Raw genomic sequence first — 23,962 nt, 5'->3', positions numbered from 1 at the left:
CGGCCGCTGTGCGTGGGCAAGACGCTATCGATCCACGACTCCACGTTCCCGATCGAAAGGCCTGAGATGACAGCCGTTTACGGCTTCTTAACGACGAGGGCGGCAGTTTTAACACGGTCCTGTCGGACGACATCCGCCTGTCATCTGGAGTAAACGCTCGCCGGAAGTAATCGCGCGCGGCGCGCGGATCCTAATACACGCTCAGCGGAACCGCATGTTGTACGTCTGGCAAATTGCCGACCCGACGCGGTGCGGTGAAACCAGCCGCCACGCGCTAGATTCGCCGCCGGGCCCCCATAGCCCAATTGGCAGAGGCAGCGGACTTAAAATCCGCCCAGTGTCGGTTCGAGTCCGACTGGGGGCACCGAAACTCCCGGCCGGACGCGCCGGGTCCGTGACCGTCCGGGGCGCCGCGCCGCCCGGTGGCCGAAATGAGCACCTAATCGCTTGGCGCAGAGGCGAATTCGAAGTATCCGCCCGGGTGGCCAACGACGAGCGGGCTCGCAGCCGTCCGGCCGAGTAAGTTGGTCGCGAGCGGTGCGCGACCGAGCACCACGAAGGAGCCAGCGCGACGGTGTCCGAGGATGCACGGGCCGACGGTGTCTCGCGCCAATACGATCGCTGGCAATACCCGCCGCCGGTCACCGACCTCGACGCGTGGACGACAAACCACTGGGACTGGTTCGACCCGTTCTGGGCGCATCGGCTGCTGTGGCCCGACCGCGACTACCGACCCGGCCTCGACATCCTCATCGCGGGGTGCGGCACCTTCCAGGCGGCCGTCTACGCCTACACCAATAGGGCCGCCAAAGTGGTTGCCATCGACGTCAGCCGGACGGCGCTGGACCATCAGCAATTCCTGAAGGACAAGCACCGGCTGCACAACCTGGAGCTGCATCGGCTCGCGATCGAAGAGGTCGCCGCGCTGGACCGCGACTTCGATCTCATCGTCTCCACCGGCGTGCTGCATCATCTGGCGGATCCGCTGACCGGGCTGACAGCGCTCGGTCGATGCCTGCGGCCCGACGGGGCGCTCGGCGTCATGCTCTACGCCAGCTACGGCCGGATCGGCGTCGAGATGCTGGCATCGGTGTTTCGCGACCTCGGACTCTCCCAGGACGAGGCCTCGGTGGAACTGGTCAAAGAGGCGGTGGCGGCGCTCCCGGCAGACCACCCCGTGCACACCTATCTGAAGGGGGCCCGCGACCTGTCGACCGATGGCGGGCTGGTCGACACCTTCCTGCACGCCCGGCAACGCAGCTACACCGTCGAGCAATGCCTGGAGCTGGTCGCCGCGGCCGGGCTGGCGTTCCAGGGCTGGCTTCGCAATTCGCCGTACTACCCGCACGACGCCCTCTTCGGGAGCGCCGCAACCCAATTCCAGTCGGCCCTGAACCGGTTGCCCGACACCACGTTGTGGTCGGTGATGGAGCGCCTGCAACCGGCCAACGCCACCCACTTCTTCCTCGCCTGCCGGCCGGAGCGCCCACGGGAGCGTTACAGGATCGACTTCTCGTCGCCGACGTATCTCGGCTACGTCCCCGTGCTGCGGACGGCATGCCTGCTGTCCGGTGACCAGATCCACCTGCCCGGCGCCAAACTGACGCTGACCCCGGCCCAGCTGCCCTTTGTCCAACAGGTCGACGGCCGGCGCAGCATCGCCGAGATCATCGACGGGGTGGCGGGCGCCGGCCGGGATGACCGGGCGCGGGAGTTCGGTCGTCGACTGTTCGAGTCGTTGTGGCGCCTGGACTTCCTGGCGATGGGGCTGGCCCCGGGCCGGTAGTGGACCAAGAGTTTGGGCCAGCCGCCGGCGGCGGCGCCGACGGCCACTCATACACTGACCCAGCATGGGCATGCTGTTCGGCCTCGCGCCGTGGATTGTGTATTGGGTGTTGGTCGGTAACGTTCCGTTCGTGGCGGCCGTGCTGGTCGCGCTGGCGCTCGCCGCGGTCAGCCTGGGTCTGGGCGGGGTGCTGCGCAGGCGCTGGCAGCTCTTCGACTTCGCTTCTGTGGCAGTGCTTTTGGTTCTCGCCGTGCTGGCCTTCACGCTCAGCGAGTCGTTTCTGCAGCGGTGGATCCTGCCGCTGAGCAACGCCGGGATCTTCCTGGCGGCGCTGGCGGGGATGCTGATCGGGAAGCCCTTCGTGGCCGAGTTCGCCGCCGCCGAACAGGCTCCCGACGTCGCCAAGACCGAGTTGTTCGGCCGGATCGTGAAAATCCTCGGCTGGATCTGGGTGGCGACGTTCGCCGGGATGACGGTGTCGTCGGCGATCCCGTCGGTGCTGCAGGGATCCGCCGGGGCGGCGCCCGCCTACATGCTGGACACCAAGACCCCGCTGTCGTTCCTGTGCTACTGGATCATTCCCTTTGCGCTGCTGGGCCTGGCGGCGGTGGTCTCGCGGCTGCTGCCCGACCGGATGCTGATCGGCATCGACGACCTGGAGCGGGAAACCTCGTTCGTCGCCTACGACGAGGCCACCATCGACGAGCTCTACTTCCTGGCCCAGGAACACGCCAATCGCGAGGTCGGCCCCGGCAAGGAGGCCTACGCCGTCAAGGTCGGCGGCATGGGAACTCCGTTGACCGGGGACGAATCTCGAAAGTCGTGGCCGTCCACCTACAAGGTGCGCGACAAACGGCGCTGAGGGCTACGTTGTGGTGATGGACGCGCCCAGCCCCGACGCCATCCGCGCCGAGACGATCACCATCACAGGCCGCGGCGGCGACGAGATCGAGGCCTACCGGTCGGAGGCCACGGCGATCACGAGGACGATCGCCCACGCGCCGGCCGGACTGGCCGCCAAGGACCAGTAGGGCCGACGATGCCCGCCGAACCGGACTACCCGCAGATGGCGGCCGCGCGGGGCCGGATCGAACCGGCGCCGCGGCGGGTCCGCGGTTATCTGGGCGACGTGCTGGTCTTCGACACCACCGCCGCCCGCTACGTGTGGGAGGTCCCCTACTACCCGCAGTACTACATTCCACTGGCCGACGTGCGCACCGAGTTGCTGCGCGACGAAAACCACGCTCAGCGAGTGCAATTCGGTCCGTCGCGGCTGTACTCCGTGGTGGCCGGCGACCGCACCTGTGAGTCGGCGGCCCGGGTGTTCGACGCCGACGGCGACGGCCCGCTGGCCGGTACCGTGCGGTTCGAATGGGATCCGTTGCGCTGGTTCGAAGAAGACGAACCGATCTACGGCCATCCACGCAACCCGTACGCGCGGGTGGACGCGCTGCGCTCACACCGACATGTTCGCGTCGAACATGAAGGAATCACGTTGGCGGACACCAGATCTCCCGTCCTGCTGTTCGAAACCGGTTTGCCCACCAGGTATTACATCGATCCCACCGACGTCGACTTCGCGCATCTGGAGCCCAGCGCCACCCAGACGCTGTGCCCGTACAAGGGAACGACGTCGGGCTACTGGTCGGTGCGGGTCGGCGACGTCGTGCACGAAGACCTGGCCTGGACCTACCACTACCCGCTGCCCGCGGTCGCCCAGATCGCCGGGCTGATCGCGTTCTACAACGAAAAACTGGACATCGTCGTCGACGGGACCCCGCTGCCGCGCCCGCACACCCAATTCAGCTGAGCCGGCCCCGATGTGATATTCGCCTCTCTTACCGCCGATGCTGAGAATTCCTCAGCAAAGCAGCCCGCGAACATGCGCGGGCGCGGTTAGCGGCGCGGATGAAATCCCCCGCATGCGCGTTTGCGACGGTTTCGCTGCGGGTAAGCGACTGCGATACAGCGTGATTGGAAGTCTGAGCAGAACCTGAGTGCACCGAGTGACGTAGCTAACGTCGAGCATTTTCGAGCTGCAGTGAGGCGAATTTTGGCCAGTAGACTACCGAAAACCAGTCTCGTCAGTGCCTTTCGGTGCTGAAAGCCGGTGAATCCGGGGGCCAATTCGCCGCGACCGTATCGGCGGCTACGCCACCTGGCCACCCGGGCCGACAAACACAGCAAAGGCGGTACCAGCGTGAGTGATGCAAACGGGCCTACGGCCCGATTCGGGATCGACAACACCGCGGTGGTCAAAGTCCCTGTTCACCACGGCCCGATCAGCGACATCGACGTCAGCCCCGACGGGCGCCGGCTGCTGGTGACCAACTACGGCCGCGACACCGTGTCGGTGATCGACACCCACACCTGCCGCGTCGCGAGCACCATCGCCGGTCTGAGCGAACCGTTCGCCGTGGCAATGAGCGCCGCCGACCCGAACTACGCCTATGTCAGCACCGCCACCGCCGCCTACGACGCGATCGAAGTCATCGACGTCGTCACCAACTGGCGCATCGCCACGCATCGGCTGGCGCACAGCCTGAGCGATCTGGCGGTCAGCCCGGACGGGCGGTACCTCTACGCCAGCCGCAACGCCGTGCGCGGCGCCGATGTGGCGGTGCTGGACACCACCACGGGCGAGCTCGAGGTGATCGAGCTGGCCGCCGCGGCCGGGACGACCACCGCCTGCGTGCGGGTCAGCGCCGACGGGCGCCGGCTGTTCGTCGGCGTCAACGGGCCCAACGGCGGCGGCCTGGCCATCATCGAAACCCGCACCCGCACCGACGGCCGCCGGGTCGGCGGCCGCTCCCGCCTCGTCGGCACCGTCGAGCTCGGGCTGCCCGTCCGCGATGTGGCGCTCGGCAACGACGGCAACACCGCGTATGTGGCCAGCTGCGGCCCGGTGGTGGGCTCGGTGCTCGACGTCGTCGACACCCGGGCCGCCACCATCGTCAGCACGCACAAGATCAACGAGATCACCGGGCCGCTGACCCGGATGACGCTGAGCCGCGACGGCGAGCGCGCCTACCTGATCAGCGACGACCGCGTCACGGTGCTGGGCACCCGCACCCAGGACGTCCTCGGTGAGGTCAGGGTGACCAAGCACCCGTCGGCCCTGGTGGAAAGCCCCGACGGCAACTACCTGTACGTCGCCGACCACGCCGGGGTGCTCAGCGTGGCCCGGCTCCCCTCGGGGACCGCACCGGCCGCGCCGTGCAGCGGCGCCGACGAGGACGACGACGCGACCACCGGTTGGCTGCCCGAGCTGGCGCCGTGGGAGCCGGTGCTGGCCTAGCTGCACCCACCGCCCGAGCCGGCCGCCAAAGTCGGGCCCGCCGAACGGGATCGGGGCCGTGCGGCCCGCTCGGGGTCTGCCACAATCGCCGGATCCGGGCTTAGGGTGGGAAAGCGGCCGGCGGTGCGGCGCCGTCGGCCCCGATGCGGAGGCGGTGCGCAGTGGACGGCACGATGCAGGACTTTCCGTTGACGATCACCGCGATCATGCGTCACGGCTGCAGCGTGCACGGGGCGCGCACCGTGACCACCGCGACCGGAGACGGTTACCGGCGCACCAGCTACCGCGAACTGGGCGACCAGGCCGCCCAGCTGGCGAACGCGTTGCGCGGGCTCGGGGTGACCGGGGACCAGCGGGTGGCCACCTTCATGTGGAACAACGCCGAGCATCTCGCCGCCTACCTCGCCGTGCCCTCGATGGGCGCGGTGCTGCACACCCTGAACATCCGGCTGTTCCCCGAGCAGATCGCCTACGTCGCCAACGAGGCCGAGGACCAGGTGGTGCTGGTCGACGCGTCGCTGGTCAAACTGCTCGCGCCGGTGCTGCCCGGCCTGCACACCGTGCACACGGTGATCGTGGTTGGCGACGGCGACACCGAGCCGCTGCGGGCATCCGGCAAGACGGTGCTGCGCTACGCCGACGTCATCGGCGCCGAGCCGGCCGAATTCGACTGGCCGCGCATCAACGAGAACTCCGCGGCCGCCATGTGCTACACCAGCGGCACCACCGGGAACCCGAAAGGCGTTGTGTACAGCCATCGTTCGAGTTTCCTGCACACCATGGCCGCGTGCACCGCCAACGGCATCGGGATCGGGGCCACCGACAGCCTGCTGCCGATCGTGCCGATGTTTCACGCCAACGCCTGGGGCCTGCCCTACGCGGCGCTGATGGCCGGCGCGGACCTGGTGCTGCCCGATTGCCACCTCGACCCCCGCTCGCTGGTGCGGATGATCGAAGACCTGCGGCCCACCGTGACCGGTGCGGTGCCGACCATCTGGAACGCGGTGCTGCACCACCTGGAAGACGACCCCGACCACGACATGTCGTCGCTGCGGCTGGTGGTCTGCGGCGGCTCGGCCGTACCGGTGTCGCTGATGCGCACCTTCGAGGAGAAACACGGCGTGCAGATCCGGCAACTGTGGGGCATGACCGAGACGTCGCCGCTGGCCACCATGGCCTGGCCGCCGCCGGGAACGCCGGAGGACCAGCACTGGGCGTACCGGGGCACACAGGGCCAACCGGTCTGCGGGGTCCAGATGCGCATCGTCGACGACGACGGCCGCGTCCTGCCAAACGACGGCACCGCGGTGGGGGAGGTGGAGGTGCGCGGCCCGTGGATCGCCGGCTCCTACTACCTGGGACGCGACGACTCGAAGTTCGACTCCGGCTGGCTGCGCACCGGCGACGTGGGCCGCATCGACGAGCGGGGCTTCGTCACGCTGACCGACCGGGCCAAGGACGTCATCAAATCCGGTGGCGAATGGATCTCCTCGGTGGAGCTGGAAAACTGCCTGATCGGCCACCCCGACGTGGTCGAGGCCGCGGTGGTGGGAGTGCCCGACGAGCGGTGGGAGGAACGCCCGCTGGCCGTGGTGGTGGTCAAGGACGGCGCCTCGGTCGACGCCGACCAGCTGCGAAAGTTCCTGGCCGACAAGGTGGTTCGCTGGTGGCTGCCGGAGCGGTGGACGTTCGTCGACGAGATACCGCGCACCAGCGTCGGCAAGTACGACAAGAAGGCCGTCCGCTCCCGCTACGCCGACGGCGGCTACCGGGTCATCGAAGCGCGCGACTGAAAGGCTTGGCACAGTGGCAGATTCACTCGTCGTCGCCCAATCCGTCGTCGCCCCCGTCGCCGCGCCGGACGCGTTCGGACGCACGCTGCCGATGCCGCTGCCGACGCTGTTCAACCGGTGGTACGGCCCCTTCCCGCCGATCAGGGAGGTGCGCGGACAGACCGGGGACTGGGACGCGGCGGGTCGCCAGCGCATCGTGCACCTGGCCGGCGGTGCGAGCATGCGCGAGGAACTGACCAGCGTCGACCCGCCGCGGTCGTTCGGCTACCGGCTCAGCGGCATCACCGGCCCGATGGCGCTGCTGGTGAATCATGTGCTGGGCGAATGGGTTTTCACCCCGGCGGCCGGCGGAACCGAGATCACCTGGCGTTGGGACATTCATCCCAGGTCGCCGCTGACCGCCTGGGCGCTTCCACTGCTGGGCAGGATGTGGAAGGGCTACGCGCGACGCGCGCTGGACAATCTGGTGGCCTTGCTCACCCGCTGAGTTCCCCGGCCGTTACGGTAATAGCCCATGTGTCGACTCTTCGGCCTGCACGCCGGGACACGCGCGTGCACCGCGACCTTCTGGCTGCTCGACGCGCCGGACAGCCTGGCCGAACAGAGCCGGAGAAACCCCGACGGCACCGGCCTGGGGGTGTTCGACGAGCACGCCCGCCCGCAGCTGCACAAGGAGCCGATAGCCGCCTGGCGGGACGCCGCGTTCGCGCGCGAAGCGCATCAGCTGACCGGCACCACCGTCATCGCCCACGTCCGCTACGCGACCACCGGGTCGCTCGACGTCCGCAACACCCACCCGTTTCTGCAGGACGGCCGGATCTTCGCGCACAACGGGGTGCTGGAGGGGCTCGACGTCATCGACGCGCGGCTGCGTGAGGTCGGCGTCGACGGGTTGGTGTTGGGCGACACCGACTCCGAGCGGGTGTTCGCGTTGATCACCGCCGCGATCCGGGCCCGCGACGGCGACATCACCGCGGGCCTGGTCGACGCCGTCCGATGGCTGGCCGAGCAGGTCCCGATCTATGCGGTCAACCTGCTGCTGAGCACCGCCACCGAGATGTGGGCGCTGCGCTACCCGCACACCCATCAGCTCTACGTGTTGGATCGCTCCGCCGACGCGGCCCGGCAACCCGAATTCGACTTGCACACCATACGAATTCACGCGCGCTCCCAGCAGCTGTGCACCCGGCCGTCGGTGGTGTTCGCCACCGAACGCATGGACGCCGACCCGCGTTGGCGGCTGCTCGAGCCGGGGGAGCTGGTTCACGTCGACGCCGGGCTGCGAGTCACCCGCCGCCTGGTGCTGCCCGACCCGCCCCGGCGGCTGCTGCGCCGCGACGAGCTGAGCACCCCGGTGCGGGACTCCCAGCACGCACTGCCCGACACCCGGCGGGCCGGCTGAGGCCGTTTGGCAGAGTGGTTCGACGTGACAACCAAACGCGCCCTGGTGCTCGCCGGCGGCGGGATCGCCGGAATCGCCTGGGAGACAGGTATTCTGCGGGGCATTGCGGACGAGTCGCCGGCGGCGGCGCGGCTGCTGACCGAATCCGACGTGCTGGTCGGCACGTCGGCGGGCTCGGCGGTCGCCGCCCAGCTGTGCAGCGGCCACACCCTCGACGCGCTGTTCGATCGGCAGGTCGCCGCCTCCTCGCCCGAAATCGATTCCGGGGTCGACGTCGAGGCCATCACCGAGCTGTTACTGACCGCCCTGGCCGAACCGTACGACGACTCGGAGGACAAGACCCGCCAACAATTGCGGCGCATCGGGGCGGTGGCGCTGGCCACCGACACCGTGCCGGCCCCGGTGCGCCGCCGGGTGATCGCGGCGCGGTTGCCGTCGCACCGGTGGCCGCGACGGGCGTTGCGGCTCACCGCAATCGACGTCGACACCGGCGAGCTGACCGTGTTCGACCCGGCGTCGGGCGTCGACCTCGTCGACGCGGTGGCGGCCAGTTGCGCGGTGCCCGGGGCGTGGCCTCCGGTGGCCATCGGCGGCCGCCGCTACATGGACGGCGGGGTGGCCAGCTCGGTGAATTTGGGGGTGGCCGCCGACTGCGACGTCGCGGTGGTGCTGGTGCCCTCGGGCGTCGACGCGCCGTCGCCGTTCGGCGCCGGCCAGGCCGCGGAGATCGCGGCGTTCCCCGGCCGGGCGTTGGCCGTCTTCGCCGACGACCGCTCGCTGGCGGCGTTCGGGCCCAACCCGTTGGACCCCGACTGCCGGGTGCCCTCGGCGCGGGCCGGCCGCGAACAGGGCCGCCGCGAAGCCGCGGCCGTCGCCGAATTCCTGGGTGTGTGACGAATCCCGTTGCCGGGCAATCGGTTCAGCGCTCGACCGCGGGGCGGTCGTCGTCGCCGTCCTCGAGGGCGTCGAGGGCTTGGTCGGCCAACGCCCGCCCCGCGTCGATCACCTCCACCGCCCGGTGGAATTCCAGGCCCCGGCAGATCGAGCGGGGGACCTCGATGAGCAGGTCGGGCGGGTAGACGGCCAGCGTGTGCCGCGCCAGCGCCGCCTGGGCGATGTCGATGGTGCGGTTCATCACCTCGAAGCTGCCCAGTTTGGGCACATCCGTTGCCGCGCCGGACAATTCGACGGCCTCGTCGTCGTCATCGGCGAGCACCGGCTGGTCGGGTTCCTCGGGATTGTCCGGCCAGGCGTCGGCGTCGCCGCTCGGCCCGCCCAGCCGGCTCAGCACCGCCCGCGCGGTGGGCCGATCGAGCAGCGAGCGGGCGGCGGCCGTGTCGAACAGCGCCGAGGTGCTGCGCATCATGCGGGTCAACCACTCGGCGGTGGCGGCCGGTTCGGCCTCGCGACGGGTGATCGCCTCGCTGCCGGACAGGTTCACCGCGATGGTCAGATCGGCGTTGACGGCCGAGAGCGGGGCCATCGGCAGCGGGTCGAGGATGCCGCCGTCGGCCAGCAGCCGGCCGTCGAGGGTGTGCGGGGCGATCACCCCGGGGATCGCGATGGACGCGCGGATCGCCTCGTCCAGCGGCCCGCGCTGAAACCACACCGACTTGCCGGCCAGCAGGTCGGTGGCCACCGCGGTGTAGGGGATGCGCAGGTCCTCGATGGCCACCGGCCCCAGGATGTCGCGCACCGCGTCCAGGATCTTGCCCGCCCGCATCACCCCGGCCGCGCTGATGGACGGGTCCAGCAGCCGCAGGATGGTGCGCTGGGTCAGCGACTTGGCCCACTCGGCGAACTCGTCGAGCCGTCCGGCCGCTTGCAGGCCGCCGACCAGCGCGCCCATCGACGAGCCGGCGACGCCGACGATGTCGTAGCCGCGGTCTTGCAGCGCCTCGATCACCCCGATGTGGGCGTAGCCGCGGGCGCCACCGCTGCCGAGCGCGAGTGCCACCCGAGTCGGTGCTGATCGACGTTCCTCAGGCACCCCTCCATTTTGCGCGGCCGCCGGCCGCCGGGGGTGCGCGGCGGCCGGCGGTGGGCGCTCGCGGCGGTCGGCGGGCGCGGCCCGGGCAGTTTTTTCAACCGTGATCGCAATTGTCTTTGTCCAACCGGGGTGCCGTCACCCGCATTCGCCGTTCGCGGCCGCCCGGGCGGCGACGATCACGGCCGCCTGCCGGGCCGGCGCCAACGCCGACCACGGCGTGTTCCAGCTGCCCGCGGTGCCCGACGGCGACGCCTGCACCATCGACAAGTACGGCTCGAACAGCGACGCACCCGTCTTGGGCTGGGCGTCCATCCACTCCTTGGCGGCGTGACAGGCCTGGTAGTACTCCTCTTCGGTGGAGTCCGCCGGGATGTCGATCCGGGTCGTCACGCCGCCCGGGGACAGCCCGACGGCGCCCGGCGGCGCCGCGGCGGGGCCGGCGGGGATACCCGATTGCCGCGCCGGTGCGGGCGCCGGCGCGCCGCGCGGGGCGCCGTGCGAGCACCCGGGGGCCGCCGTCACAACCCCCAGCACGATGCCCACCAGAACGACCGCGCCCCGTCGCCGGGACCGATCACCGCGCCAGCGCACGATCCCAATCTATGCAACACTGGCTGCCGTGATGGAGCGCTTCGGATTTTGCGAGTGTTGTCGGCCGTAACACGCCGCCGCCCGATCCGTTCTCGCTTCCCGGAGTTCGTTCCTCATGCCTGTGCCCGCCGCCACCCTGGCTGCCCTGCGCCCGCCTTTCCCGTCGTCGCCGTCGCCGGGTCCGACCCGGTTGCGGGTGCCCGACCTGCTCTATGCCACCGATCAGGCCGCCGACGACGTGCTCAGCGGGCGCTGCGACCACCTGCTGCCCCCGGGCGGCATCCCGGCGTCGCGGCGCTGGTTCACCCGCATCCACGGCGACGAGGAGCTCGACGTCTGGCTGATCAGCTGGGTGCCCGGCCACCCGACCGAACTGCACGACCACGGCGGGTCGCTGGGCGCGTTGACCGTCGTCTCCGGATCGCTGAACGAATACCGTTGGGACGGTAGGGCTTTGCGACGCCGCCGGCTCGATGCCGGCGATCAGGCCGGCTTCCCGCTGGGCTGGGTGCACGACGTGGTGTGGGCGCCCCGGCCGGTCAGCGGGCCGGTCAGCCGTCGGGCCGTCGCCGCCGCCCAGGCGGCGCCGACGCTGAGCGTGCACGCCTACTCGCCGCCGCTGACCGCGATGTCCTACTACGACATCACCGAGCGCAAGACGTTGCGTCGGCAACGCACCGAACTGACCGACCAGCCGGAAGGATCGTGATGAGCCGCATCGACGTCGTGTTGAGGTCCGCCCGGCGCCGGTTCCGCCGGCTGCCCGCCGTCGAAGTGCCCGACGCGGTGCGCCGCGGCGCGGTGCTGGTCGACATCCGGCCGCAGGCCCAGCGGTTCCGCGAGGGCGAGGTGCCCGGCGCGCTGGTGATCGAGCGCAACGTGCTGGAATGGCGCTGCGACCCGACCAGCGAGGCCCGGCTGCCCGAGGCCGTCGGCGACGACGTCGAATGGGTGATCATCTGTTCGGAGGGCTACACGTCCAGCCTGGCCGCGGCCGCGCTGCTGGACATCGGCCTGCACCGCGCCACCGACGTGATCGGCGGCTACCACGCGCTGGCCGGGGCCGGGGTGCTGAGCCGGCTGGCCGGCGGTCCGGCCGGCGCCCCGCTGGCCAACACCGGCGCCGGCGAGCGCCGCTGGATCTAGCCGTTGGCGTGCAGCAGCGGCCGCAGCCGGTCCGTCTTGTCGGGTGTCCACCCCGGCGGTGACAGCACCGCCGCCCAGGCGTCGGCGACGTCGGCGACGTAGTGGTGGCCGTGCCCGTCGGGCACGTTCTGGGCGACCGCCATGTCCGCCGAGACCTGCAGGAACGTCACCACCGGGATCCAGGTGGTCTCCGGCAGCACGTCGTAGCCGCGGCGCTCCTTGAGCCAGTCCGGCCGGGCGAACAACAGGTCGGTGGTCCACCAGGCGATCGGATCCGAGGCGTGCTGCAGGTAGACCACCCGCGGGTGATCCCACGGATCCTTGGGCCGCGCCAGGTTCGCCGCGCGCGCCACGAAGCGGACATTGCGGCCGTCGTTGTAGATCGGCAACCACTCCGGTGACCCGGCGTCGCGCGTCGACGTCAGATCGGTCCAGATGGTGTTGTTGAACGTCGGGCCGCTGAACAGGGCGCCGTCGGTGCGGGCCAGCACGTTGTTCAGGCTCATGAACGGCGCCTCGCCGCCGAACGAGCCCAGGCTCTCGCCGAACACCACCAGCTTGGGGCGCTGAGCCTCGGGCAGCTGGCGGACCAGCCGGTCGACCGCCTCGAACAGCGCCTGACCGGCGTGCCGGGCGTTCTCCTTGTCCACCAGGAACGACAGCCAGCTGGGCAGGAACGAATACTGCATGCTGACGATCGCGGTGTTGCCGTTGTACATGTACTCCAGCGCGGTGGCCTCGGCCTCGTTGATCCAGCCGGTGCCGGTGGTGGTGGCCACCGCGACGACGGCGCGCCGCAGCCCGCCGGTGCGCTGCAACTCCCGGGCGGCCAGCTCGGCGGTGGCGGTGATGCCGTCGGCGGAGTTCAGCCCCGCGTAGGCGCGGATCGGCTCGGTGGCCGGGGCGCCGTTGAACGCGGTCAGCTGTTCCACCCGCGGCCCGCCCTCGATGAAGACGCGGCCCTGGTGGCCCAGCGACTCCCAGGACACCAGCGACTCCGGGCCGCCGGAGCGCAGCGGGGTTTTCGGCGGCGCGGTGTCCGGGCTCATCTCGTTGTTGGCCGAGGCGAAGGTGTTGTTCATGGTGCGCATGGCGAACTTCAGCACCACACCGTTGAGCAGGGTGATGGTGAGCACCACCAGCAGGGCCACCACGATGGTCGCCGACAGCCGAAACGGCGCGATCCGGTCGAGCCGGCCGACCAGGAAGCTGACCAGCCAGCGGGTGAATTGGCCGATCTCGACGCAGGTGAACAGCACCACTAGTGACAGCACCCCCGCCACCGGGTAGTCGTACCACTTCAGGTGCGCCACACCCATCAGGTCGCGCACCTTGTCCTGCCACACGTGGAACCAGATCGCCATCAACACCATGCCGACCGCGCCGACCGGGATCAGGATCTTCCAGGCCCAGCGCGGCGGCGGGGGACTGGACGGTTTGGCCCACAGGTACCGGTAGAGCCAGACGGCGAAGACGCCCAGCCCATAGCCGATGGCGCCGGAGATGCCGCTGACCAATCCCTGGAATATCGCCCCGCGCGGCAGCAGCGACGGGGTCAGCGAGAACCAGATGAACACCAGCCCGACCGTCGTGCCGGTGAACGTGTAATGCCTTACCCACCAAGGTTTTTCGGGCTGCTGTGTGCCGGGTGCGGGCGCTTTCGGTTCGGGGTGCTCCGCGACGGCGGTCTGCGCGCCGGTTCGGGTCCCGTCCGGCGCCGTTTGCTGTTGCGCCGGCTCGTCGCCGGTGTCGGTGTCGGTCGCGGAACCCGGTTCGCTCATCGAGGCGTCCTAGCGGTGGGTGAAGTTCGGCGCACGCTTCTCGACGAAGGCCGCCATCCCCTCGGACTGGTCGGCGGTGGCGAAAGTAGAATGGAACAACCGGCGTTCGTAGAGCAGCCCCTCGGCCAGGGTGGTTTCGAATGCGCGGTTGACGGCCTCCTTGGCCATCCGGGCTGCCGACCGCGACATCTGCGAAATCGTGGTGGCGACCTTCTTGGCCTCGGTCAGCAGGTCATCGGCGGGCACCACGCGCGAAACCAGGCCGCTGCGTTCGGCTTCCGCGGCGTCGATGGTGCGGCCGGTCAGGATCAGGTCCATCGCCTTGGCCTTGCCGATGGCGCGGGTCAGCCGCTGCGAACCGCCCATGCCGGGCAGCACCCCGAGTTTGATCTCGGGCTGGCCGAATTTCGCCGTGTCGGCGGCGATCAGCACATCGCACATCATGGCCAGCTCGCAGCCGCCGCCCAGTGCGTGCCCGGCCACCGCGGCGATCGTCGGGGTGCGCACCGCGGCGAGCTTGCCCCAGGTGGCGAAGAAGTCGGCGCCGTAGGCGTCGGCGAAGGTCAGCTCGGCCATCTCCTTGATGTCCGCGCCCGCGGCGAACGCCTTGGCCGATCCGGTGATGATGATCGCGCCGATGCCGGGGTCGGCGTCGAAATCCGTTGCCGCGGTGGTGACCTCGTTCATCACCTGGGTGTTGAGCGCGTTGAGCGCCTTGGGCCGGTTCAGGGTGATGATGCCGACGCGCTCCTCGCGCTCGACGAGGATGGTTTCGAAGGTGCGGTCGGTGCTGTCGGTCATCCAAATCGCCTTTCTAGAAACTCAAGTCGTCGTCCACCGGGGCGAAATACGCCTCGACGTCGGCCGCGGTGACGTCGGCCAGCCGGGCGGGCGACCACTGCGGATTGCGGTCCTTGTCGATCAGCTGCGCCCGGATGCCCTCCACCAGATCGTGTGAGCGCAGCGACGCCGACGACACCCGATAGTCCTGCACCAGAACGTCTTTCAGTGTCGGTAGGTCGGCCGCTCGGCGCACTGCCGCCAGGGTCACCGACAGCGCGATCGGTGAGCGGGTGGCGATCAGGTCCGCGGCGTCGTGCGCCGGGCCCGCGCCATGCGCGCGCAGCGCGGCGACGATGTCCTCGACGGTCTGCCCCGCATAGCACTCGTCGATCCAATCACGTTGGGCCGCAAGCTCACCGGGTGGCGGCTCGACGGCGTATTTGGCCAGCGCGCTCTCGACGCCGTCGGCGGCCACCGCGCGGCGGAACGCCTCGACGTCGGCGTGCGGCACGTAGTGGTCGGCGAATCCCATGGCGATGGCGTCGGCGCCGGAGAACGGCGCCCCGGTCAGCGCGGCGTGCAGGCCGAGCCCGCCGGGCGCGCGGGACAGCAGGTAAACGCCGCCGACGTCGGGGATGAACCCGATGCCGACCTCGGGCATGGCGACCTTGGAGGTGTCGGTGACCACCCGGGTGTTGGCGTGCGCGCTGACGCCGACGCCGCCGCCCATCACGATGCCGTCCATCACCGCGACGTAGGGCTTGGCGAACTCCGAGATCTGGGCGTTGAGCTGATATTCGTCGCGCCAGAAGCGTCGCGCCTCGACGCCGTCCTTGCGGGCGCTGTGATAGATGGACACCACGTCGCCGCCGGCGCACAGCCCGCGCTCGCCGGCGCCGGACAGCAGCACCGCGCGCACCTTGTCGTCGCGCGCCCAGTCGGTGAGGACGGCGCTCAGCGCGTCGATCATCGGCTGATTCAGCGAGTTGATCGCCTTGGGGCGGTTGAGCGTGATCAGGCCGACGTTTCCGTCGACTTCGGTGAGAACCTCGTCGGATCCGTCGGTCACGCCTTCGCCTCCCATCGCCGGTTCAGCCTCGAGGAAGAAATCTAGATCGTCACGACCGGCGCGGTATCCGCGGGTAAGGGTTATCTTTAACGCGACGACAACGGTGCAGGCTCTCCAACTCGAGAAACGCCCAGGTCCGCTGGGAACCGGGGGGAGCCGCTGATCGTTGAGATGGTGTTCGCACAGCTCGATGCCAATCAGAGAGGATCCGACGGTGCGGGAGACAAGCAATCCGGTATTTCGTTCGCTGCCTAAGCAGAGCGGCGGATACGCGCAATTCGGCACTGGCGCGGCCCCCATGCAGGGCTATCAAGCCGACCCCTACGCGGCTCCCTACGCGACTCCGTACCAGGAGACCAGGGCGTCGCGACCGCTGACCATCGACGACGTCGTCACCAAGACCGGCATCACGCTGGCCGTGCTGGCGGCATCCGCGGTCGTCTCCTACTTCCTGGTGCTGTCGAATGTGGCCCTTGCGATGCCGCTGACCCTGGTCGGCGCGCTGGGTGGGCTGGGCCTGGTGCTGGTCGCGACGTTCGGGCGCAAGCAGGACAGCCCGGCGATCGTGCTCAGCTACGCGGTTCTCGAGGGCCTGTTCCTCGGCGCCCTTTCCTTCGTGTTCGCCAACTTCTCGGTCTCCAGCGCCAATGCGGGCGTGCTGATCGGTGAGGCCGTCATGGGCACCTTCGGGGTGTTCTTCGGGATGTTGGTGGTCTACAAGACCGGCGCCATTCGGGTCACCCCCAAGTTCACCCGGATGGTGGTCGTCGCGTTGTTCGGCGTGCTGGCGCTGATGCTGGGCAACTTCGTGCTGGCCATGTTCGGTGTCGGCGGCGGCGCCGGCCTGGGCCTGCGCAGCGGCGGCCCGCTGGCGATCATCTTCTCGCTGGTCTGCATCGGCATCGCGGCGTTCAGCTTCCTGATCGACTTCGACGCCGCCGACCAGATGGTGCGCGCCGGTGCCCCGGAGAAGGCGGCGTGGGGGATCGCGCTCGGCCTGACCGTGACGCTGGTCTGGCTGTACATCGAGATCCTGCGCCTGCTCAGTTATCTACAGAACGACTAGCTCTCTCGGCATCCGAGAAAACCGGCGCGCCCGTTGGCGCGCCGGTTTTTTCATGCGGTGCGGGTCGAGTGTGTCGAGTGTGTGGTGGTGGCGTTCGGTGTTGCACCGCGGCGCGTGTCGTCGGCGTGTCGTCTACCAGGATTCACACTCGACGACGCCGGAAAGACGGACGCCGGGAAGACGGACCCCGGAGACATCGCGACGCCTCAGCTGAGGCGCTCGATCACCATCGCCATGCCCTGGCCGCCGCCGACGCACATCGTCTCCAGGCCGAACGTCTTGTCGTGGGTCTGCAGGTTGTTGAGCAGCGTGGTGGTGATCCGGGCGCCGGTCATGCCGAACGGATGACCCAGCGCGATCGCGCCGCCGGACACGTTCAGCTTGTCCTCGTCGATGCCCAGCTCGCGGGCCGAGCCCAGCACCTGGACCGCGAACGCCTCGTTGATCTCGAACAGGTCGATGTCGCTGACCGACATCTTGGCGCGGGCCAGCGCCTTCTTGGTGGCCTCGATCGGGCCCAGGCCCATGATCTCCGGCGACAGGCCGCTGACGCCGGTGGACACGATGCGCGCCAGCGGCGTCAGGCCGAGCTCCTTGGCCTTGGTGTCGCTGGTGATCACCACCGCCGCGGCGCCGTCGTTCAGCGGGCAGGCGTTGCCCGCGGTCACCGTGCCGTTGGGCCGGAACACCGGCTTGAGCTCGCGGATCTTCTCGTACGTGGTGCCGGGGCGTGGGCCGTCGTCGGTGCTGACCGTGGTGCCGTCCGGCAGCGTGACCGGGGTGATCTCCCGCTCGAAGAACCCGCTCTTGATCGCTTCCTCGGCGCGGTTCTGGCTGCGCACCCCCCAGTGGTCCTGGTCCTCGCGGCTGATGCCGGTCAGCAGGGCGACGTTCTCGGCGGTCTGCCCCATCGCGATGTAGATGTCGGGCAGCTTGCCGTCGGCGCGCGGGTCGTGCCACTCCTCGGCGCCCTCGGCCGCGGCGGCCGACCGCTCCTGCGCCTCGCTGAACAGCGGGTTCTTGGTGTCCGGCCACGAGTCGGCGCTGCCCTTGGGGAACCGGGATACCGTCTCCACCCCCGCGGAGATGAACGCGTCACCCTCGCCGGCCTTGATCGCGTGGAACGCCATCCGCGAGGTCTGCAGCGACGAGGAGCAGTACCGGTTGACGGTGGTGCCCGGCAGGAAGTCGAAGCCCAGCTCGACGGCGACCACCCGGGCCAGGTTGAATCCGGACTCACCGCCGGGCTGGCCGCAGCCCAGGATCAGGTCGTCGATCTGGTGCGGGTTCAACGCCGGCACCTTGTCCAGCGCGGCGCGCACGATCTGCACGGCCAGGTCGTCGGGGCGCATGCTGACCAGCGATCCCTTCATCGCGCGGCCGATCGGCGAGCGAGCAGTTGAGACGATGACGGCTTCAGGCATGGTTGTTCCCTTCAGACCCCTGCGGGTCCCTCGAATGGGGCTGGCTCGCGTCACCACCGGGTAGGTCCACCCCGACGGGCGAGAACAAATCTAGTCGCTGCCGACCTCGGGGCACGACGACGGGGCGGCACCGGGCGCCGGACGGCGCCACAGCCGCGACATCACGCTGCTGCGGGTGTGCCGCTGCCCGAGCACCGGCTGCGCCGAGGGCACCGGCTGGTTCAGGGGCGGACGCTCCACCTGCTCGCCCAGCGCCTCGCACAGCGCGAGCAGCAGCGCGTCGGCCGCCAGCGCGTAGGCCGGGGCCGAGGGGTGGTAGCCGTCGGCGGAGAACATCGCCTCCGGGGTGGCCCGGAACTGCGGCGCCATCAGCTGGGCCAGCGGCACCGGCACCCCGCCGGCGGCGCGGACGGTTGCCGTCTGGGCGCGGGCGAGTTGCAGGCACCGCTCGTGCGCCAACGATCGCAGCGGTTGCGGAATGGCGCTGATGAACCCCAGATCCGGGCAGGTGCCCACGATCACCACCGCGCCGCGGTTCCGCAGTTTGCGCACGCACAACCCCAGCCGGTGCGCCGACTGGCTGACACCGTTGAGCGCCGTCACGTCGTTGGCGCCGACCATGATCACCGCCACGTCCGGCGGCGGACCGGCCACGAACATCGCATCCACTTGGCCGCACACGCCTTTCGACGTGGCGCCCACAATGGCCTTGGTGCTCAACCGGATTCGCTTGCCGGTCTGCTCGGCCAGGCCCCGCGCGATGCGCACCCCCGGCACTTCGTCGGCGCACATGCAGCCGTATCCGGCGGCGGTGGAATCGCCGAAGATCATCAGGTGCAGGTCGACGGCCATGCCGCGGTGCCAGCGCTGCACCGGCCCGCCGCCGCGGGTGTACACGCCGTCGGCGCGCGGCGGGATGTCCCACGACTTGGGGATGACGGTGCGCGCGTGGGTGGCCTGGCCGACCAGCAGACTGCGTGCCCCCAGGTAGGCGGTTCCTGTCGAGGCCAGCGCGCCCGCTGTGGCCAGGGCGATCGCCGAACGACGTGGCACCCGAATGGTTACGGCATCAAGTTTAGAGGCGCTTTGGAGTTTGCGGAGGCGGCTGAAAAACGAACTGATCACGGTGCGAAGCAAAACTGGTATCAAATCAGAGATTTCATACGTTGTGCTAAGCAACGGCTGTCAAGCTGAGAGCGAGGGGATGGCTGAGCGCCTTGGCACACGGCTGAACCAGACGCTCAACAGCCTCGTCACATGCTGTATCGCACTACAACGGCGTAGGAAGTGTTGAGCATGACCGCACCGAGCGAGGTATCGGGATCGCAGAGTCCCGTCCGTGTCCACGACGTCCTCAAGGCGCGCCGCGCGCGCATCCGCAAGTTCGCGATCAGCGACGGCGCACCGGTCGAGGTTCTCGAATCCGGACCCAGCGTTGCTGCGCGACTGGCCAACCTGACCTCACGGCTGACCATCCGGCCGATTCTGGCCGTCGGCAGCCACGCCCCCAACCTGCCCTGGCCGTGGGGTCTGATCGACCTCACCGCCCGGGTGCTGCTGCCGGTGTCGGCCACCGTGCGCGAGACGGTGGCGCTGCCGCACGCGTCGGCGCAGCTGGTCCGCGCGCCCGGGGTGCTGCCCGCCGACGGCACCCGCCGCGTCGTGGTCTACCTGCACGGCGGGGCGTTTCTGACCTGCGGGGCGAACTCGCACGGCCGGCTCGTCGAAGCCCTTTCCACCTTCGCCGACGCGCCCGTGCTGGTGGTGAATTACCGTCTGCTGCCGAAGAATTCGGTCGGCATGGCGCTGCAGGACTGCCATGACGCGTACCAGTGGCTGCGGCTGCGCGGCTACCAGCCCGACCAGATCGTGCTGGCCGGCGACTCCGCGGGCGGCTACCTGGCGCTGACGCTGGCGCAACGCCTGCAGCGCGAGGGTGAGGAACCCGCCGCGCTGGTGATGATCTCGCCGCTGCTGCAGCTGGCCAAGAAGCCCAAGCAGGCCCACCCCAACATCGACACCGACGCGATGTTCGGCGCCGGCGCGTTCGACGCCCTGGCCGAGCTGGTGGCCGGCGCGGCGGCGAAGAACATCGTCGACGGCAAGCCCGAGGAGATCTACGAGCCGCTCGAGCACATCGAGCCGGGGCTGCCGCGCACGCTGATTCACGTGTCGGGCTCCGAGGTGCTGCTGCACGACGCCCGGCTGGCGGCGAGCCGGCTGGCCGCGGCGGGCGTGCCGGCCGAGGTGCGGGTGTGGCCGGGACAGATCCACGACTTCCAGCTGGCCGCGCCGATGGTGCCCGAGGCCAGGCGGTCGCTGCGCCAGATCGGCGACTACATCCGCGAGGCCACCGGCTGAGTCCTTGTGCGCCGCGGGAAACCGCCTGAGACGATGTGACGCATGCGGATCGCGCAGCACATCAGTGACCTCATCGGCGGCACGCCGCTGGTGCGGCTGAACTCCGTCGTGCCCGACGGCGCGGGCATCGTGGCGGCCAAGGTCGAATACCTCAACCCCGGCGGCAGCTCCAAGGACCGGATCGCGGTCAGGATGATCGACGCCGCCGAGGCCAGCGGTGCGCTGAAGCCCGGCGGCACCATCGTCGAACCCACCTCGGGCAACACCGGTGTCGGGCTGGCGCTGGTGGCCCAGCAGCGCGGCTACAAGTGCGTGTTCGTCTGCCCGGACAAGGTCGGTGAGGACAAGCGCAACGTGTTGATGGCGTACGGCGCCGAGGTGGTGGTGTGCCCGACGGCGGTGCCGCCCGAGCATCCGGACAGCTACTACAGCGTCTCGGACCGGCTGGTCACCGAGATCGAGGGCGCCTGGAAGCCCGACCAGTACGCCAACCCGGAGGGCCCGGCCAGCCACTACGCCACCACCGGCCCGGAGATCTGGGCCGACACCGACGGCAAGGTCACCCATTTCGTCGCCGGCATCGGCACCGGCGGCACCATCACCGGCGCGGGCCGCTACCTCAAGGAGGTGTCCGGCGGCCGGGTCCGCGTCATCGGCGCCGACCCCGAGGGATCGGTGTATTCCGGCGGCACCGGCCGGCCCTATCTGGTCGAGGGTGTCGGCGAGGACTTCTGGCCGCAGGCCTACGACCGCACGGTGCCCGACGAGATCATCGCGGTCTCCGACTCCGACTCGTTCAACATGACCCGGCGGCTGGCCCGCGAGGAGGCGATGCTGGTCGGCGGGTCCTGCGGCATGGCCGTGGTGGCGGCGCTGCGGGTGGCCGAGCAGGCAGGCCCCGACGCGCTGGTGGTGGTGCTGCTGCCCGACGGCGGGCGCGGCTACATGGCGAAGATCTTCAACGACGCCTGGATGTCCTCCTACGGGTTCCTGCGCACCCGGCTGGACGGGTCGACCGACCAGTCCCGCGTCGGCGACGTGTTGCGCCGCAAGTCCGGTGAGCTGCCCGACCTGGTGCACACCCACCCGTCGGAAACCGTGCGCGACGCCATCGGCATCCTGCGCGAGTACGGGGTGTCCCAGATGCCGGTGGTCGGCGCCGAGCCGCCGGTGATGGCCGGCGAGGTCGCCGGCAGCGTCTCCGAACGTGAGCTGCTGTCAGCGGTTTTCGAGGGCCGGGCGAAGCTGGCCGACGCGGTCTCGCTGCACATGAGCCCGCCGCTGCCGATGATCGGCGCCGGCGAATCGGTCAGCGCGGCGGGCAAGGCGCTGCGCGATTGGGACGCCCTGATGGTGGTCGAGGAGGGCAAGCCGGTGGGTGTGATCACCCGCTACGACTTGCTCGGTTTCCTCTCCGAGGGGCCCCGCGGATCGGGCGGGCGGCGCTAGGTCGCGCGTCTCGCTCGGACGTCGAACCCTCGGGTACTGTTTCGGCCTAGTTCGACTGATGTCCAGCTGACCCGGAGTGGAAGGTTGCCCATGACCGATCAACCGCCGCCCGGCGGCGCCTACCCGCCACCTCCCTCGTCGCCCGGGTCGCCCGGCGGTCAGCCGACTCCGCCCCCCGGTGGGCAGCAGCCACCGCCTCCACCCGGCGGGTCTTACCCGCCGCCCCCGCCGCCCGGCGGGTCCTATCCGCCACCGCCGCCGCCGTCGGGGGGATACGCGCCGCCGCCCCCGGGACCGGCGATCCGCACCCTGCCCACGCAGGACTACGCGCCGTGGCTCACCCGCGCGCTGGCGTTCGTCATCGACATCCTCCCGTACGTCGTGGTGCACGGCATCGGCACCGCGATCCTGGTGGCCACCCAGCAGACCGCCTGCATCACCGACGTCACGCAGTACGCGGTGAACCAGTACTGCGCCACCCAGAACTCGACGCTTGGCCTGGTGGCGCAGTGGTTGGCGTCGATCGTCGGGTTGTTCTACCTGATCTGGAATTACGGCTACCGGCAGGGCACCACCGGGTCGAGCGTGGGCAAGTCGGTGATGAAGTTCAAAGTGGTCAGCGAGGTCACCGGCCAACCCGTCGGCTTCGGGATGTCGGTGGTGCGGGCGCTGGCGCACTTCGTCGACGCGATCATCTGCTTCATCGGATTCCTTTTCCCGCTATGGGATTCCAAGCGGCAGACGCTGGCGGACAAGATCATGACGACCGTGTGCCTGCCGCTCGACGGCTCCGAAAGCCCGCCGAGCTAGGGCCGGCGACCGCGGCCGTCCCCTAGGCTGATCGTCGATGAGCGACGACGGCAACGCACACCCCGAGTTCAGCGGACTGGCCACCAAGGCGATTCACGCCGGCTACCGGCCGGACCCGGCGACCGGAGCGGTCAACACGCCGATCTACGCCAGCAGCACCTTCGCCCAGGACGGGGTGGGCGCGCTGCGCGGCGGGTACGAGTACGCCCGCACCGGCAACCCGACCCGGGCCGCGCTGGAGGCCACGCTGGCCGCGGTGGAGGCCGGCAGCCACGGGCGGGCCTTCGCCTCCGGCATGGCCGCCACCGACTGCGCGCTGCGGGCGGTGCTGCGGCCCGGCGACCACGTGGTGATCCCGAATGACGCCTACGGCGGCACCTTTCGGTTGATCGACAAGGTGTTCACCCGCTGGAACGTCGAATACACGCCGGTGCCGTTGCATCAGCTCGACGCCGTGGCCGCCGCGATCACGCCGCGCACCCGGCTGATCTGGGTGGAAACCCCGACCAACCCGTTGCTGTCGATCGCCGACATCGCCGCGCTGGCCCAGCTGGGCCACCAGCACTCGGCAAAGGTGTTGGTGGACAACACCTTTGCCTCGCCGGCGCTGCAGCAGCCGTTGACGCTGGGCGCCGACATCGTGCTGCATTCCACCACCAAGTACATCGGCGGGCACTCCGACGTGGTGGGCGGTGCGCTGGTCACCAACGACGCCGAGCTGGACGACGCGTTCGGGTTCTTACAGAACGGGGCGGGCGCGGTGCCCGGCCCGTTCGACGCCTACCTGACCATGCGCGGGCTGAAGACGCTGGTGCTGCGGATGCAGCGGCACACCGAAAACGCCTCTGCCGTAGCGCAATTCCTCGCCGGGCACCCCGCGGTGAGCGCGGTGCTCTATCCCGGCCTGCCCGGCCATCCGGGCCACGACGTCGCCGCCCGGCAGATGTCGGGCTTCGGCGGCATGGTCTCGGTGCGGATGCGCGGCGGCCGGCAGGCCGCCCGAAAGCTGTGCGCCAACACCCGGGTGTTCATCCTGGCCGAGTCGCTGGGCGGGGTCGAGTCGCTGATCGAGCACCCCAGCGCGATGACGCACGCGTCGACGGCGGGGTCGCAACTGGAGGTGCCCGACGATCTGGTGCGGCTGTCGGTCGGCATCGAGGACGTCGACGACCTGCTGGCCGACCTCGATCGGGCGCTCAGTTGATACGCCGAG

At 69.9% G+C, this 23,962-nt stretch carries 23 protein-coding genes and 1 tRNA gene; 17 read left to right on the top strand and 7 right to left on the bottom strand.

From position 1 onward, the window contains the following. Nucleotides 1-290 precede the first annotated feature (290 nt). The 10 genes from MAA44156_RS15355 to MAA44156_RS15315 all read left to right on the top strand — a co-directional run bounded on the left by MAA44156_RS15355 (nt 291) and on the right by MAA44156_RS15315 (nt 9,173). Nucleotides 291-364, top strand: a tRNA-Leu gene (locus MAA44156_RS15355). Nucleotides 365-574: 210 nt separating this feature from the next. After that, complete coding sequence (locus MAA44156_RS15350; protein WP_009975332.1) at nt 575-1,786, top strand: class I SAM-dependent methyltransferase; 1,212 nt, start codon at nt 575-577, stop codon at nt 1,784-1,786. Between the two features lie 64 nt (nt 1,787-1,850). Continuing rightward, complete coding sequence (locus MAA44156_RS15345) at nt 1,851-2,648, top strand: hypothetical protein (RefSeq protein ID WP_003872717.1); 798 nt, start codon at nt 1,851-1,853, stop codon at nt 2,646-2,648. A gap of 16 nt (nt 2,649-2,664) precedes the next feature. Continuing rightward, complete coding sequence (locus MAA44156_RS23325; protein ID WP_162990975.1) at nt 2,665-2,817, top strand: hypothetical protein; 153 nt, start codon at nt 2,665-2,667, stop codon at nt 2,815-2,817. Between the two features lie 8 nt (nt 2,818-2,825). Further along, nucleotides 2,826-3,596, top strand: a complete 771-nt coding sequence (locus MAA44156_RS15340) for a DUF427 domain-containing protein (RefSeq protein ID WP_009975336.1) — start codon at nt 2,826-2,828, stop codon at nt 3,594-3,596. Nucleotides 3,597-3,986: 390 nt separating this feature from the next. Further along, nucleotides 3,987-5,084, top strand: a complete 1,098-nt coding sequence (locus MAA44156_RS15335) for a YncE family protein (protein ID WP_179143953.1) — start codon at nt 3,987-3,989, stop codon at nt 5,082-5,084. 161 nt (nt 5,085-5,245) lie between these two features. Further along, nucleotides 5,246-6,877: a fatty acid--CoA ligase gene (locus tag MAA44156_RS15330; protein WP_009975341.1), complete on the top strand. Its 1,632-nt coding sequence runs from the start codon at nt 5,246-5,248 to the stop codon at nt 6,875-6,877. A 13-nt stretch (nt 6,878-6,890) separates the two neighbouring features. Continuing rightward, nucleotides 6,891-7,364, top strand: a complete 474-nt coding sequence (locus MAA44156_RS15325; RefSeq protein WP_009975342.1) for an SRPBCC family protein — start codon at nt 6,891-6,893, stop codon at nt 7,362-7,364. 27 nt (nt 7,365-7,391) lie between these two features. Next, a complete protein-coding gene (locus MAA44156_RS15320) occupies nt 7,392-8,279 on the top strand; it encodes a class II glutamine amidotransferase (protein WP_009975343.1) in 888 nt (295 codons plus the stop codon). A 24-nt stretch (nt 8,280-8,303) separates the two neighbouring features. Next, on the top strand, nt 8,304-9,173 hold the full coding sequence (locus MAA44156_RS15315; protein ID WP_029248401.1) for a patatin-like phospholipase family protein: 870 nt from the start codon (nt 8,304-8,306) through the stop codon (nt 9,171-9,173). 25 nt (nt 9,174-9,198) lie between these two features. On the opposite strand, the gene MAA44156_RS15310 is transcribed toward MAA44156_RS15315, so the two are convergent. Both MAA44156_RS15310 and lpqV read right to left on the bottom strand, forming a co-directional pair. Next, nucleotides 9,199-10,269 (bottom strand): patatin-like phospholipase family protein, encoded by a 1,071-nt coding sequence (locus tag MAA44156_RS15310; protein WP_023880257.1) that lies wholly within the window; start codon nt 10,267-10,269, stop codon nt 9,199-9,201. A 135-nt stretch (nt 10,270-10,404) separates the two neighbouring features. Beyond that, on the bottom strand, nt 10,405-10,860 hold the full coding sequence (lpqV, locus tag MAA44156_RS15305) for a lipoprotein LpqV (RefSeq protein ID WP_196770379.1): 456 nt from the start codon (nt 10,858-10,860) through the stop codon (nt 10,405-10,407). A 115-nt stretch (nt 10,861-10,975) separates the two neighbouring features. Between lpqV and MAA44156_RS15300 the strand changes: the two genes are divergently transcribed. Then, a complete protein-coding gene (locus MAA44156_RS15300) occupies nt 10,976-11,569 on the top strand; it encodes a cupin domain-containing protein (protein ID WP_003872707.1) in 594 nt (197 codons plus the stop codon). Beyond that, the gene (locus tag MAA44156_RS15295; RefSeq protein ID WP_009975353.1) at nt 11,569-12,006 is read left to right on the top strand and encodes a rhodanese-like domain-containing protein; all 438 of its coding nucleotides are present in this window, start codon (nt 11,569-11,571) and stop codon (nt 12,004-12,006) included. Before MAA44156_RS15300 ends, MAA44156_RS15295 begins: the two co-directional genes overlap by 1 nt. Here the strand turns inward: MAA44156_RS15295 and MAA44156_RS15290 are convergent. Genes MAA44156_RS15290 through MAA44156_RS15280 form a run of 3 tightly spaced genes read right to left on the bottom strand, consistent with a single transcriptional unit; the run spans nt 12,003 to nt 15,639 of the window. Continuing rightward, nucleotides 12,003-13,787, bottom strand: a complete 1,785-nt coding sequence (locus MAA44156_RS15290) for an alpha/beta hydrolase (RefSeq protein ID WP_009975354.1) — start codon at nt 13,785-13,787, stop codon at nt 12,003-12,005. The two genes, MAA44156_RS15295 and MAA44156_RS15290, sit on opposite strands and share 4 nt — an antisense overlap. 9 nt (nt 13,788-13,796) lie before the next feature. Beyond that, complete coding sequence (locus MAA44156_RS15285; protein WP_009975355.1) at nt 13,797-14,588, bottom strand: enoyl-CoA hydratase; 792 nt, start codon at nt 14,586-14,588, stop codon at nt 13,797-13,799. A 13-nt stretch (nt 14,589-14,601) separates the two neighbouring features. After that, on the bottom strand, nt 14,602-15,639 hold the full coding sequence (locus MAA44156_RS15280) for an enoyl-CoA hydratase/isomerase family protein (RefSeq protein WP_009975356.1): 1,038 nt from the start codon (nt 15,637-15,639) through the stop codon (nt 14,602-14,604). A 214-nt stretch (nt 15,640-15,853) separates the two neighbouring features. On the opposite strand from MAA44156_RS15280, the gene MAA44156_RS15275 reads away from it, so the two are divergent. Beyond that, complete coding sequence (locus tag MAA44156_RS15275; RefSeq protein WP_023880255.1) at nt 15,854-16,705, top strand: Bax inhibitor-1/YccA family protein; 852 nt, start codon at nt 15,854-15,856, stop codon at nt 16,703-16,705. A gap of 206 nt (nt 16,706-16,911) precedes the next feature. Here MAA44156_RS15275 and MAA44156_RS15270 read toward each other — a convergent pair whose 3' ends face one another. After that, nucleotides 16,912-18,129, bottom strand: coding sequence for an acetyl-CoA C-acetyltransferase (locus tag MAA44156_RS15270; protein WP_003872701.1), 1,218 nt, complete (start codon nt 18,127-18,129; stop codon nt 16,912-16,914). 90 nt (nt 18,130-18,219) lie between these two features. Next, nucleotides 18,220-19,182 (bottom strand): SGNH/GDSL hydrolase family protein, encoded by a 963-nt coding sequence (locus MAA44156_RS15265; protein ID WP_009975361.1) that lies wholly within the window; start codon nt 19,180-19,182, stop codon nt 18,220-18,222. Nucleotides 19,183-19,425: 243 nt separating this feature from the next. Here MAA44156_RS15265 and MAA44156_RS15260 point away from each other — a divergent pair, with 243 nt between their 5' ends. The 4 genes from MAA44156_RS15260 to MAA44156_RS15245 all read left to right on the top strand — a co-directional run bounded on the left by MAA44156_RS15260 (nt 19,426) and on the right by MAA44156_RS15245 (nt 23,953). After that, nucleotides 19,426-20,490, top strand: coding sequence for an alpha/beta hydrolase (locus MAA44156_RS15260; RefSeq protein WP_009975362.1), 1,065 nt, complete (start codon nt 19,426-19,428; stop codon nt 20,488-20,490). Between the two features lie 42 nt (nt 20,491-20,532). Continuing rightward, nucleotides 20,533-21,939, top strand: a complete 1,407-nt coding sequence (locus MAA44156_RS15255) for a cystathionine beta-synthase (RefSeq protein WP_003872698.1) — start codon at nt 20,533-20,535, stop codon at nt 21,937-21,939. 90 nt (nt 21,940-22,029) lie between these two features. Further along, complete coding sequence (locus MAA44156_RS15250; RefSeq protein WP_011723999.1) at nt 22,030-22,749, top strand: RDD family protein; 720 nt, start codon at nt 22,030-22,032, stop codon at nt 22,747-22,749. Nucleotides 22,750-22,786: 37 nt separating this feature from the next. Next, entirely contained in the window at nt 22,787-23,953 is a 1,167-nt protein-coding gene (locus MAA44156_RS15245) for a cystathionine gamma-synthase (RefSeq protein ID WP_003872696.1), read from the top strand. Nucleotides 23,954-23,962: the final 9 nt, after the last annotated feature.

It is taken from the genome of Mycobacterium avium subsp. avium (assembly GCF_009741445.1).
Classification (GTDB): Bacteria; Actinomycetota; Actinomycetes; order Mycobacteriales; family Mycobacteriaceae; genus Mycobacterium; species Mycobacterium avium.
The sequence above is the reverse complement of the archived record's forward strand: the minus strand, read 5'-3'. Positions and strand labels throughout refer to the sequence as shown.